Origin of the sequence: Mesorhizobium sp., from assembly GCF_024509055.1 — a bacterium.
Taxonomy (GTDB): Bacteria; Pseudomonadota; Alphaproteobacteria; order Rhizobiales; family Rhizobiaceae; genus Mesorhizobium.
The window spans coordinates 1-11,519 of record NZ_JANINM010000498.1; the positions used below are offsets into that span (position 1 = coordinate 1).

At 63.6% G+C, this 11,519-nt stretch carries 12 protein-coding genes; 7 read left to right on the forward strand and 5 right to left on the reverse strand.

Features of this window, described 5'->3' with window-relative positions; all coding sequences use genetic code 11:
- The first annotated feature begins 88 nt into the window (after nucleotides 1–88).
- From Q0L57_RS29345 to xth, 5 genes are all read left to right on the forward strand, one after another.
- Nucleotides 89–1,444: an ammonium transporter gene (locus Q0L57_RS29345; RefSeq protein ID WP_296746585.1), complete on the forward strand. Its 1,356-nt coding sequence runs from the start codon at nucleotides 89–91 to the stop codon at nucleotides 1,442–1,444.
- Nucleotides 1,445–1,754: 310 nt separating this feature from the next.
- Nucleotides 1,755–2,030 carry a hypothetical protein gene (locus Q0L57_RS29350; protein ID WP_296746586.1) on the forward strand — a complete coding sequence of 92 codons (276 nt, stop codon included), beginning with the start codon at nucleotides 1,755–1,757 and terminating at the stop codon, nucleotides 2,028–2,030.
- Between the two features lie 211 nt (nucleotides 2,031–2,241).
- Nucleotides 2,242–4,911, forward strand: coding sequence for a DNA translocase FtsK (locus Q0L57_RS29355; RefSeq protein WP_296746587.1), 2,670 nt, complete (start codon nucleotides 2,242–2,244; stop codon nucleotides 4,909–4,911).
- 137 nt (nucleotides 4,912–5,048) lie between these two features.
- The gene (locus Q0L57_RS29360) at nucleotides 5,049–5,717 is read left to right on the forward strand and encodes an outer membrane lipoprotein carrier protein LolA (RefSeq protein ID WP_296746588.1); all 669 of its coding nucleotides are present in this window, start codon (nucleotides 5,049–5,051) and stop codon (nucleotides 5,715–5,717) included.
- Nucleotides 5,718–5,819: 102 nt separating this feature from the next.
- The gene (gene xth / locus Q0L57_RS29365; RefSeq protein WP_296746589.1) at nucleotides 5,820–6,626 is read left to right on the forward strand and encodes an exodeoxyribonuclease III; all 807 of its coding nucleotides are present in this window, start codon (nucleotides 5,820–5,822) and stop codon (nucleotides 6,624–6,626) included.
- 125 nt (nucleotides 6,627–6,751) lie between these two features.
- Here the strand turns inward: xth and Q0L57_RS29370 are convergent, their stop codons facing one another.
- On the reverse strand, nucleotides 6,752–7,207 hold the full coding sequence (locus tag Q0L57_RS29370; RefSeq protein ID WP_296746590.1) for a cyclic nucleotide-binding domain-containing protein: 456 nt from the start codon (nucleotides 7,205–7,207) through the stop codon (nucleotides 6,752–6,754).
- 194 nt (nucleotides 7,208–7,401) lie between these two features.
- Nucleotides 7,402–8,085, reverse strand: a complete 684-nt coding sequence (locus Q0L57_RS29375; RefSeq protein ID WP_040974579.1) for a response regulator transcription factor — start codon at nucleotides 8,083–8,085, stop codon at nucleotides 7,402–7,404.
- A 147-nt stretch (nucleotides 8,086–8,232) separates the two neighbouring features.
- On the opposite strand from Q0L57_RS29375, the gene Q0L57_RS29380 reads away from it, so the two are divergent.
- Complete coding sequence (locus tag Q0L57_RS29380; protein ID WP_296746591.1) at nucleotides 8,233–8,766, forward strand: L,D-transpeptidase; 534 nt, start codon at nucleotides 8,233–8,235, stop codon at nucleotides 8,764–8,766.
- 241 nt (nucleotides 8,767–9,007) lie between these two features.
- Here the strand turns inward: Q0L57_RS29380 and Q0L57_RS29385 are convergent, their stop codons facing one another.
- A complete protein-coding gene (locus Q0L57_RS29385; RefSeq protein ID WP_296746592.1) occupies nucleotides 9,008–9,271 on the reverse strand; it encodes a hypothetical protein in 264 nt (87 codons plus the stop codon).
- A gap of 129 nt (nucleotides 9,272–9,400) precedes the next feature.
- Here Q0L57_RS29385 and gcvA point away from each other — a divergent pair, with 129 nt between their 5' ends.
- Nucleotides 9,401–10,321 (forward strand): transcriptional regulator GcvA, encoded by a 921-nt coding sequence (gcvA, locus tag Q0L57_RS29390; protein WP_296746593.1) that lies wholly within the window; start codon nucleotides 9,401–9,403, stop codon nucleotides 10,319–10,321.
- Between the two features lie 40 nt (nucleotides 10,322–10,361).
- Here the strand turns inward: gcvA and Q0L57_RS29395 are convergent, their stop codons facing one another.
- Both Q0L57_RS29395 and Q0L57_RS29400 read right to left on the reverse strand, forming a co-directional pair.
- A complete protein-coding gene (locus tag Q0L57_RS29395) occupies nucleotides 10,362–10,757 on the reverse strand; it encodes a DUF1761 domain-containing protein (RefSeq protein WP_296746594.1) in 396 nt (131 codons plus the stop codon).
- A 54-nt stretch (nucleotides 10,758–10,811) separates the two neighbouring features.
- A complete protein-coding gene (locus Q0L57_RS29400; RefSeq protein ID WP_296746595.1) occupies nucleotides 10,812–11,510 on the reverse strand; it encodes a methyltransferase in 699 nt (232 codons plus the stop codon).
- Nucleotides 11,511–11,519 lie beyond the last annotated feature (9 nt).

Here is an 11,519-nt window from a genome sequence, read left to right on the forward strand (position 1 = left end):
GGCATCGATCAGGCCGTGCGCATCCGCACCGGCGAAACAGACACCGACGCGCTCTAGGGCCGCGAACACCATTCCAACGGAGAGTTCAATGAATATTCCTTCCCCCATGAAGACGACGGGACGAACGGCCGCCCTCGCCGCTTTCGCGCTCACGGCCCTGGGCACGGTCGCCGCTTTCGCGCAGACAGCCGCGCCCGCCGCCACGACCACGGCTCCCGCCGCCACGCCACCGCCCGTGCTCGATACCGGCAACACCGCCTGGATGCTGACCTCCACGGCGCTCGTGCTGATGATGACCATCCCCGGGCTCGCGCTGTTCTACGGCGGCATGGTGCGCAAGAAGAACGTGCTCGCCACCATCATGCAGAGCTTCGCCATCACCTGCCTGGTGACGGTGCTGTGGTTCATGTTCGGCTATTCGCTCGCCTTCTCCGACGGCGGCGGCATGAACGCCTATATCGGCGGCTTCTCGAAATTCTTCCACCACGGCGTCACCGTCACGACGCTCTGGGCGCCGGGTGTCTCGAACATCCCTGAATTCGTCTTCTCGATGTTCCAGATGACCTTCGCCATCATCACGCCGGCGCTGATCGCCGGCGCCTTCGCCGAGCGCATGAAATTCTCGGCGCTGCTGATCTTCATGGGCCTGTGGCTGGTGTTCGTCTATGCGCCGATCGCCCACTGGGTGTGGGGTGGCGGCTTCCTCGGCACCGCCGGCGTGCTCGACTTCGCCGGCGGCACGGTCGTCCATATCAACGCCGGTGTCGCGGGTCTGGTCTGCGCGCTCGTCCTCGGCAAGCGCGAGGGCTACGGCACCACCAACATGGCGCCGCACAACCTCGTCTACTCGGTTATCGGCGCCTCGCTGCTGTGGGTCGGCTGGTTCGGCTTCAACGCGGGTTCTGAAGTTGCCGCCGACGGCCTCGCCGGCGCCGCCATGATGAACACGCAGGTCGCCACCGCCGCCGCGGCGCTGGCCTGGATGTTCGCGGAATGGATCGTTGCCAAGAAGCCTTCGGTGCTCGGCATCATCTCGGGCGCCGTCGCCGGCCTCGTCGCGGTGACGCCGGCTTCCGGTTTCGTCAACCCGACCGGCGCCTTCATCGTCGGCATCGTCGCTGGCGTCGTCTGCTACTTCTCGGCCGTCAAGGTGAAACACATGCTGGGCTATGACGACTCGCTCGACGCGTTCGGTGTCCACGGCGTCGGCGGCGTGGTTGGCGCGCTGCTCACCGGCGCGCTCGCCGATCCGGCGATCAACGCGGCCGGCAAGAGCGCCTCGGTCGCCACTCAAGCCTACGGCATCGTCTTCACCATCCTGTGGACGGCGATCGCCACCTTCGTGATCCTCTTCATCGTCAAGGCGCTGGTCGGCCTGCGTCCGACCACCCAGGAAGAGGTCGAGGGTCTCGACGTCACCCAGCACGGCGAAGTGGTGCCATAAGGCCAGCCTCGCCAACGGGACCGGCGCGCTCCTCCCCGCCAGTCCCGGAATCAATAGGCTTTGCGCAATTCCGGGCGGAAAACCGCTGCACAGTTTTCGCGAAATTGCTCTGAATCCCGTCGTGACGCCCTTGAAAGGGCTCACGCCTTGAGGCCCGGAAGCACCTTCCGGGCCTCCTTTTTTGGTCGGAGCAGCGATCGATCACGTTCACTTGATCTCGCCGACATGAAACGTCGGCCTTGCCGGTTTCGTACTGATGTAGCGAGCGTCGATATGGCGGCCGCGGAAACAACAGGGAAGGAACCAACCCATGAACGTCAAGAATATCCTGCTCGGAGCGCTCGCTCTTTCTATGGTCAGTGGCGTTGCACTTGCGGGTGCGCTCGATGAGCCGGACAATATGGCGCCGTTCTTCACCGATTCCAGCATGAAGACCATGAAGTCCGAAGCCGATTTCAAGACCGCCTGGGCTTCGACGGCGAAGGACAAGCAGGACGCGATGATGAAGGAGTGCCAGGATGCGGCGATGAGCAAGCCCCATGCCGAATTCTGCGCCGACCTGATGATGTATGCCGGTCACAAGTGACGGCGGAGATCGGGTTTTCTCGAACCCGGTCATTTTGTTGTCAGACGCCAAGGGATGGCGGGCCTCCGGGCCCGCCAACTTTGTCAGCAAGGGAGTGCCGGTAAAGACCCATGGTTAATGCGGCCTTAACCTTCCCACCGATAGTCTGGCGTTCGAATCTGCCGGCATGCGTCATGCGTGCGGCCAGGCACGCTGGGACGAGGAACAAGGCATGCGTTCAGGGGCATCCGCACCGCTCGCGCTGACGGACACGGGGCACGGCATCCAGGCATTCGCGCGGCGCCAGGCCGGACGGCTGGTCGGCGCCGGCCTGTTCGCCTTCACCGCTTTCGGCGTCGCAAGCCTCGCCACCTGGAACGTCGCGGATCCAAGCTTCTCGCACGCCACCAGCAACGTCGTCACCAACGCCATGGGCTATGCCGGCTCGGTCTTTTCCGACCTCGCCATGCAGTTCTTCGGCCTTGCCGCCGTTGCCGCGCTGGTGCCGGCCGTGATCTGGGGCTTTCTGCTTTTCACCGCGCGCGGCGTCGACCGGCTGCCGAAGCGCGGTTCTGCCTGGTTCGGCTTTGCGTTGCTCGCGGCAGCGATCGCCGGCTGCGTGGCGCCGCCCAACACCTGGCCGTTGCCGACCGGCCTCGGCGGCGTGTTCGGCGACATGGTGCTGAAGATTCCCGGAATCGCGGTCGGCGGCTATCCGAAAGGCCTCTTCGCCACCGTCATTGCCGTGATCCTCGCGGCGCCGACCTTGTGGCTGTTTGCCTATGGCGCGGCGCTGATTGCGCGCAAGAACGGTTTCGCTGTCATGGAGCGCACCGCCGAGCCCGATCCGCGCGACCAGGACGAGACGCTCTTCGATGAGGATGAAGACGAGGGCGACGAAGGCATATTGGCGCTCGGCGCCATCACCCATTGGTGGCTGTCGTTCCGCGCCTGGATGCATCGCCGCGCCGTGCGCCGCAGGCAGGAGCGCGACGAGTTCGAGCCGCAGGCTGAGCCACGTGCCAGCGCCTGGCGGCGCGCCGCCGAACGGGTCGAATCGGCCGAGTTCGCCGAGTCGCGGATGAGCCCGGGCGGGCGGGCGCGCGTCGAGCCTGAATTCTTCGCCGCCATGGTCAACGATCGCAGCGCCGCGGTCGACCCAGCCGACCAGGACATTTTCGACGAGCAGGACGAGGATATCGATCTCGACGATCTCGACGAGGAGCCGGTGCAGCGCCGCGCCGCGCCGAACGCCAATGTGCGGAATTTCCGCTCCGACGCGGCGACCCGCGTCGACGCGCCGGCGGCGCGCCCGGTGCCGGGCGCGCGCGTTCAGCGCGAGGCGCAGACGTCGCTGATCGGCTCAGACAAGTTCGAGATGCCTTCGCTACACTTCCTGTCCGAGCCGAAGAATGTCGCCAAGGACCCCAGCCTGTCGAAGGACGCGCTGGAACAGAACGCAAGGCTGCTCGAAGGCGTGCTGGAAGATTTCGGCGTCAAGGGCGAGATCATCCACGTCCGCCCGGGACCGGTCGTTACCCTCTACGAGCTTGAGCCGGCGCCCGGCATCAAGTCGTCGCGAGTCATCGGTCTCTCCGACGACATCGCGCGCTCGATGAGCGCGATCGCCTGCCGTGTCGCCGTGGTTCCGGGCCGCAACGCCATCGGCATCGAGCTGCCCAACGCCAAGCGCGAGACGGTCTACCTGCGCGAAATCATGGCCAGTCGCGATTTCGAGACGACCAAGGCGAAGCTGGCCCTGGCGCTCGGCAAGACGATCAATGGCGAGGCGGTCATCGTCGACATCGCCAAGATGCCGCACGTGCTGGTCGCCGGCACCACCGGCTCGGGCAAGTCGGTCGCCATCAACACCATGATCCTGTCGCTGCTCTACCGGCTGACGCCGCAGGAATGCCGGCTGATCATGATCGATCCGAAGATGCTCGAACTGTCGGTCTATGACGGCATCCCGCATCTGCTGACGCCGGTCGTGACCGATCCGAAGAAGGCTGTCGTCGCGCTGAAATGGACCGTGCGCGAGATGGAGGACCGCTATCGCAAGATGTCCAAGGTCGGCGTGCGCAACATCGACGGCTTCAACGCTCGCGTCAGCCAGGCCGAGAAGAAGGGCGAAAAGATCTCGCGCACCGTGCAGACGGGCTTCGACCGCCAGACCGGTGAGGCGATCTACGAGACCGAGGATCTCGATCTCGAGCCGATGCCCTATATCGTCGTCATCATCGACGAGATGGCCGACCTGATGATGGTCGCCGGCAAGGACATCGAAGGGGCGGTGCAGCGCCTGGCGCAGATGGCGCGCGCGGCCGGCATCCACGTCATCATGGCCACGCAACGCCCCTCGGTCGACGTCATCACCGGCACGATCAAGGCCAACTTCCCGACCCGCATCTCCTTCCAGGTGACGTCGAAGATCGACAGCCGCACCATCCTGGGCGAGCAGGGCGCCGAGCAGCTGCTCGGCATGGGCGATATGCTCTATATGGCAGGCGGCGGGCGCATCCAGCGCGTGCACGGGCCGTTCGTCTCCGATGACGAAGTCGAAAGGATCGTCGCGCATCTGAAGCTGCAGGGCGTGCCGGAATATCTCGACGCCATCACCGAGGACGACGACGAGGACGAAGACGAAGGCTCCGGCAAGGGCAGCTCCGGCGGCGGTGGGGGCGGCAATTTCGATGATTCCGACGATCCGTACGACCAGGCGGTCGCCGTGGTCCTGCGCGATGGCAAGGCCTCGACCAGCTATATCCAGCGCCGCCTCGGCATCGGCTACAACCGCGCCGCCTCGATCATCGAGAAGATGGAGAAGGAAGGCATCGTCGGTCCGGCCAACCATGCCGGCAAACGCGAAATTTTGGTGCCCACCGAAGACGACAAATTCTAGCCCGACGGCATTAGGCGTCAGATCGCAGGCAACCTGAGACCCTCTGGCGCGTTCATGCGCTGTCGCGTACGCGCCAAACTTAGGCCCTAGTGGGAGCCCAGATACTGCGGCCAGACGAATCACAGGAAGTGACCGGCATGAAAACCCAGACAGAATTCGCCCCGACCCGCCGGCAGGTGCTCGGCTTCGGCATGATGCTCGCGGGGGCCGCAGCTCTGAATGTCGTGCCGGGCTTCCAGCTTCTGGCCGCAGCGCAGGCGGCCGTCCCGCCGGCGGCGCAGAAGATCGCCGACCATTTCTCCTCGGTGAGGTCGATGAGCGGCGAGTTCGTGCAATTCGGGCCGAAGGGCGAGCAGACCGGCGGCAAGTTCTTCCTCGAACGTCCGGGCAAGATCCGCTTCAACTATGACGGCGCCTCGAACTTCCGCGTGATCGCCGACGGCAAGTCGGTCGTCATCCTCAACAAGAAGCTCAACACCTCCGACCTTTACCCGCTGTCGAAGACGCCGCTGAAGCTGTTGCTCGATGACAGGATCGACCTGTCGGGCGGACGCGTGAAGGCCGTCAAGGAAGAGGACGACCTCACCACCATCAAGCTCTCCGACAAATCGGTCTTCGGCAATGCGATGATCACCATGATGTTCGATCCGAAAACCTATGAGCTGCGCCAGTGGACGATCACCGACGCTCAAGGCAAGGACACGACGGTGATGATCTTCAACGTCAAGGAAGGCGGCAGCTTCCCGCCCGATACCTTCGCCATCGACTATACGGCTAATCGCGAGCTGAATACCAAGACGCGCTGACCGGGTTCGGTCTTCATGTGAGGCCGGTCTGCCGCGCAGCCCGGCTTGTTTTTGCGGCGCTCGACTGGCAGTAGATCGGCGATCTTTTGCCGGACCTCGCCGATGCCTTTCACCGTAGCCACCTGGAACATCAACTCCGTGCGCCTGCGCATGCCGATCGTCGAGCGGCTGTTGAAGGAGCATGCGCCCGATGTGCTCTGCCTCCAGGAGACGAAGGTTCCGGACGAGCTCTTCCCGGAAAAGGCTTTCCGCAAGGCGGGCTACGAGCACATCCTTTTCCACGGCCAGAAAGGTTACCACGGCGTCGCCACGGTAGCGCGTCGCCCGATCGAGCTGGTCGAGAAGCGGCGCTTCTGCGAAATCGACGACAGCAGGCATCTGTCCGCCAGGATCCAGGCCGGCGGCAAGTCGATCCTGGTGCACAATTTCTATGTCCCGGCGGGTGGCGACGAGCCGGACCCCGACATTAACCGCAAGTTCCGGCACAAGCTCGACTTCGTGGCGGAGATGAACGGCGTTCCGGCCAGCCAGGACGACGCGTCAGCCTCGATCCTGGTCGGCGACCTCAACATCGCGCCGCAGGAACACGACGTCTGGTCGCACAAGCAATTGCTCAACGTCGTCAGCCACACGCCGGTCGAGACCGGGAACTTCGAGGCGATGCGGCAAGCGGGCGGCTGGGTCGACCTGATGCGTCTCAATATTCCCGCCGAGCAGAAGCTCTACACCTGGTGGAGCTACCGCGCGAAAGACTGGGAAGCGTCCGACCGCGGCCGGCGGCTCGACCATGTCTGGTCGTCGGCCAATCTGGTGCCGAGCTTCAAAGGCTACGAAATCCTGAAGGCGGCTCGCGGCTGGGAGAAGCCGTCGGACCATGTGCCGGTGATAGCGCGGTTCGATCTGGAGTAGGTGGGCTGATATTCAGGTGATGCCGGTCTGCAAACGGCGGCTTCCTGCGCTTCCGCTCCGGTTCCCGGAAGCCACCATTTTCGGCTCGGCTTGACCTGAATCTCAGCCCGCCTATGGCCGGTCGCCTATCCCGTGAAACGCGGCGCCAGTTCCTCGATGCGGGCGATCATCTGCTGGAATTCCTCGAGGATGCGCTCGTGCAGCTGCATCGCCAGTTCCGGATACTCTTCCAGGATGCGGCGGAACATCTTGCGGCTCAGCCGGATCACTTCCGAATCCACGGCCGCCGAGGCGCTGGTCAGCCGCCTGGTGTCGGCGATCAGGGCGAGCTCGCTCAGCATGGCGCCCGGACCCGCGGTGCCGATCGGCACGCGTTCGCCGCTCAGTTCGCGATAGAGAGCAATCTCGCCGCTGATGACGACATAGGCCGAATCGGCCTCGTCGTCCTCGCGATAGAGCTTGCGTTCGGCCTGCAGGAAGGTGTTTTCCGCGCCGAAGGCGAGCAGGCGCAGCTGTTCCTGCGTGAAACCCTGAAAGAGCTTCACACTGGACAGGATGCGGATGTCGTCATCCAGCGCCATCCTAGCTGAGTCCCCGAGCGGTCAGTCCAGTCCCTCCTTGGAGCACGGCGCCCTTCTGGACGCCCGACAGAACACTCCAACATCTCAAATCCACGCATCGTGCGATGCGTCCAGCGAGCCGATCCTTCACCCTCCAGCACCAGGATCGTACTCGAAGCGGTCCCGCCCCGACCGCTCATTTGATCATGAAATGTTTAAGGAACCAGCTTGTAGCCGCCGCTTTCTGTCACAAGAATTTCGGCATTGGAAGGATCGCGCTCGATCTTCTGACGCAACCGGTAGACATGGGTCTCCAGCGTGTGCGTGGTGACGCCGGAATTGTAGCCCCACACCTCTTCCAGGAGCACGTCGCGCGTCACCACCTTCTGGTCGGCGCGGTAGAGGTACTTGATGATCGAAGCTTCCTTTTCGGTGAGCCGCACCTTGGCGCCACGCGGGTCGATCAGCAGCTTCTGGCTGGGCTTGAACGTGTAGGGCCCCACCGAGAAGGTGGCGTCCTCGCTCTGCTCATGCTGGCGAAGCTGGGCGCGAATGCGGGCAAGCAGCACTGCGAAGCGGAACGGCTTGGTGACATAGTCGTTGGCGCCTGCCTCGAGGCCCAGGATCGTGTCCGAATCGGTGTCGTGGCCGGTCAGCATGATGATCGGCGCCTTGTAGCCGCCCTTGCGCAGGATCTTCACGGCCTCGCGGCCGTCCATGTCGGGCAGGCCGACATCCATGATGAGCAGATCGACAAGGCCGCCGCGCGCCGCGGCGACGCCTTTGGCGGCGGTGGATTCCTGCTGAACATCGAATTCTTCGTAAAGGGCCAGTTGCTCGACGAGGGTGGCTCGCAGGTCGTCGTCGTCGTCAACGATCAGTATGGTTCGTGATGTCATGGATCAATCCGTTGTTTTAAAAAGAATATTCAGTTGACCTCCCCCCATTTATGCGGAAGCTCACCGGCGCAACAGCCGATCACAGTGATTTGTTCCGTGACACAATCATACAAGAAAAAACGCGCGCGCAATCAGGCAGGCGCATTTTTGCCGAAAAGCCTGCGTGTGCTGGTTGTCCGACCGCGGCCCGGCAACCCCACGCAAGGCTTCCTTCAGGCCGGCAAAACGGTATTTCCCTGCGCGCTGGGGAGCGGCGGCATCACCGCCAGGAAGCGTGAAGGCGATGGCGGGACGCCGCTGGCGTCGATGCGGGTATTGTCGGGATATTTCAGGAACGATCAGTTCCCCGGCGCGCGGCGGACGAAGCTGGCGATGACGCCGATCGGCCCGGATCTCGGCTGGTGCGAAGTGCCGGACGACCGCAACTACAACCGGCCGGTCAAGATCCCTTACGGCGCGAGTCATGAGCGGATGAAGCGCGATGACGATCTCTACGATGTCTGCCTGGTGCTTGATTGGAACATCGCGCCACGTCGCCGCGCGCGCGGCAGCGCTATCTTCTTCCACCTGGCGCGTCCCGGCTTCACACCGACGCAAGGCTGCGTGGCGGTGACGGCGCGCACCATGGCAAGGTTGCTGCCGTTGCTGTCGGACAGGACGGTAGTGAAGGTGGTGAGGTAGGATTCAGGTGAGGCCGGCCTGCAAATGGCGGTCTCCTGCGCTTCCAGTGCTCATGTACGAAAAGTACGCTCCGCTCCGGTTCTCGGAAACCACCATTTTCGACTCGGCCTGACCTGAATCTTCATTGGCCATATGTGCATTAGAGCGGTTCAGCGTTTCACGGAATCGCCGAACCGCTCTAACTCTTTGTTTTTACGCAATTCCGGACGGAAAACCGCTACGCACTTTTCCTGGAATTGCTCTAGTAGTGGGATCGACGGGGGCGCTGCCAGCCGCTGTCAAGCAAGCCGATGCGGCCGAGCTCTCGGTCCAGCGCTTTTGCGACGTCCCGGCGCTCGGCGCCAATGTCACGCAGCTGGCTGTCGGAAAGGTCCTCGATGGACTCATCGGGAAGCCGAGCGGCGACTCGGGCTTGGCGCAGCCAATCGCGTGCTGAACGCAGCCAAAGGGTCAGCCCCGAGGGGGATTCCAGGGTGGTGCAGGACTTCAAAACGATCTCAGACATGGTCTTATCCGGTTCTCCGGATATCAAATCCGGTTTGATGGTGTTTCGATGAGGCCATCATGCCCGATTGAAAAACAAACGAGAAACGAGTAGTTCTTTTCCGATCATCAAGTTTTCTTTGGAGATCAAATGTCCAAGCTGCTGCCCGGAACGCGCGCGCTGAGGACGTTCGAGGCCGCGGCAAGGCACCTCAACTTCACCCGCGCCGCCGACGAGCTCGGCCTGACGCCAGCTGCGGTCAGCCACCAGATCAAGGAGATGGAGGATCAGCTCGACCTAGTGCTGTTCATCCGCACCAGCCGCACCATCCGTCTGACCGAGGCGGGCAACGTCATGTTCGAAGCGTCAATCGATGCCTTGGACCTGCTCAACCGGGCGGTTTCGCGCGCCCGCAAGGTGACGCGCGGCACAGCTTTGCTCAAGGTGACGCTCGACGCGCAGTTCGCGACGAAGTGGCTGATGCGGCGCGTCGACGATTTCCGCCAGCAGAAGCCAGGCATCGAATTGCGCTTCGACATCACCTATGACGTCAGGGATTTCGATCTCGACGATGTCGATGTCGGCATTCGTTTCGGAACAGGCAAATATCCAGGGCTTTCGGCGCACCGGCTATTCGAGAACATCATCGTCCCGGTGTGCAGTCCGGCGCTGCTGGCGTCCGGCCCGCCGCTGAAGGAGCCGCGCGATCTGTTCAATCACACGCTGGCGCATATCGAATGGTCGCGGCAGGGCGTGACCTGGCCGAACTGGCGCATGTGGATGCAGGCGGCCGGGGTCGAGGATTTTGACGATAGCCGCACGGTTGTGTTCCGCTCATCGACAGACGCCACCCAGGCAGCGCTTGACGGCAATGCGGTGGCGCTCGCCGACTTCGCCATGGTGGCCAGCGACCTTTCGCAAGGCAGGTTGGTCCGGCCCTTCCAGCTTGGCATCAAGGTTGCGCCCGACTTCGCCTATTTCCTGGTTTATCCGCAGGCGGTGAAGGATGACGCGCGCATCATCGCCTTCCGCGAGTGGCTTCTGGACGAAGTGGCAAAGACGCCGACTTGAGATCCGGCGATCAGCCGGCCGGCGCCGCCGGCGCTCCGAACTAGCCGATTACCGCGCCGATGATGAGCATGACGCCCAGCCAGTGGCCGGCATCGATCAGCGTCAGGCCCCAGCCAAACCCCTGGTATCGGTGATTGACCGAAAGCGTGGTGGCGATGAAGCCAAGCCACAGCACGAAGCCGAAGATCACGCCCGCGAGCGGGTTGGGCTCGCCGCCGGTCAGTGCGCCGACCACCAGCGTCATGACGAGCGCCATCACCAGCTCGGCGACGAAGCTGACGATGAATGGCGCGGCCGAGCGTTTCATGGTCGCCGGGTCGAGCTTCGCGGCGTTCAGCCAAGGCTTGCTCAGGCCCATGTACCAGACGGCGCCGAACAGCCATGCCGCGACAGCGGCGACGACCACCGCCAGCCAGTTCACCGTTGAAAAATCCATGATCGCTCCCCCTCCGGATCGGTGCGCGGATGGAACGCCTGTTCGCAGGCAACGTCAAGCAAGGCGCCACACGGTGGTGCGCTTCACCTCCGCATCCTCCAGAACCCGCGTCACCGGCACCTGATAGACGGCGAGCGACTGCAAACCCTGCTTCGGCAGGTAGGCGCGGCCGGGATCGCCGACGAGGATATCGGCACCCCGAACCTTCAAGGCCGCGAACCACGGCATCAGCCTGTCGGCGAAGGCCTTGTCGTAGAAGACGTCGCCGGCGAGAACGACATCCCAGCCGTCATCCCGGTCGACGCAGTCCGCACCCTGGAACTCGGCTTCCACGCCATTGGCCCTTAGGTTCAGCTCGATCGCCGTTTCGCAGAATGGGTCGATGTCGGCGGCGACCATCCTGCTGGCGCCCGCCTTCAGCGCCGCTATCGCGACCAGGCCGGAGCCGGAGGCGAAGTCGAGCACGATCTTTCCCCGCACCGTTTCCGGATGATCGAGCACGTAACGGGCCAGACCCTGGCCACCGGCCCAAGCGAAGGCCCAGAAAGGTGGCGGCAGGCCGATTTCGGCCAGTTCCTCCTCTGTGCGCAGCCACAGATCATGCGCCTCGTCGGCGAGATGGAGCAGCACTTCCGGCACATGCGGCGGCGCCATCAGCGCCGTGTTGTCGAGGATGAATTTCCGCGCGCTTCCGGGCGTTAGTTTCGTCACGGCGCCGGGTTGAGCTCGGCCATGCGGCAGACCTCTTTCCATTCGGCCGGC

What these genes read in the sequence shown, in the direction of transcription:
- Q0L57_RS29345 (WP_296746585.1), top strand. Translation starts at nt 89, where the DNA reads ATGAATATTCCTTCCCCCATGAAGACGACGGGACGAACGGCCGCCCTC.
- Q0L57_RS29350 (WP_296746586.1), top strand. Translation starts at nt 1,755, where the DNA reads ATGAACGTCAAGAATATCCTGCTCGGAGCGCTCGCTCTTTCTATGGTC.
- Q0L57_RS29355 (WP_296746587.1), top strand. Translation starts at nt 2,242, where the DNA reads ATGCGTTCAGGGGCATCCGCACCGCTCGCGCTGACGGACACGGGGCAC.
- Q0L57_RS29360 (WP_296746588.1), top strand. Translation starts at nt 5,049, where the DNA reads ATGAAAACCCAGACAGAATTCGCCCCGACCCGCCGGCAGGTGCTCGGC.
- xth (WP_296746589.1), top strand. Translation starts at nt 5,820, where the DNA reads ATGCCTTTCACCGTAGCCACCTGGAACATCAACTCCGTGCGCCTGCGC.
- Q0L57_RS29370 (WP_296746590.1), bottom strand. Translation starts at nt 7,207, where the DNA reads ATGGCGCTGGATGACGACATCCGCATCCTGTCCAGTGTGAAGCTCTTT.
- Q0L57_RS29375 (WP_040974579.1), bottom strand. Translation starts at nt 8,085, where the DNA reads ATGACATCACGAACCATACTGATCGTTGACGACGACGACGACCTGCGA.
- Q0L57_RS29385 (WP_296746592.1), bottom strand. Translation starts at nt 9,271, where the DNA reads ATGTCTGAGATCGTTTTGAAGTCCTGCACCACCCTGGAATCCCCCTCG.
- gcvA (WP_296746593.1), top strand. Translation starts at nt 9,401, where the DNA reads ATGTCCAAGCTGCTGCCCGGAACGCGCGCGCTGAGGACGTTCGAGGCC.
- Q0L57_RS29395 (WP_296746594.1), bottom strand. Translation starts at nt 10,757, where the DNA reads ATGGATTTTTCAACGGTGAACTGGCTGGCGGTGGTCGTCGCCGCTGTC.
- Q0L57_RS29400 (WP_296746595.1), bottom strand. Translation starts at nt 11,510, where the DNA reads ATGGAAAGAGGTCTGCCGCATGGCCGAGCTCAACCCGGCGCCGTGACG.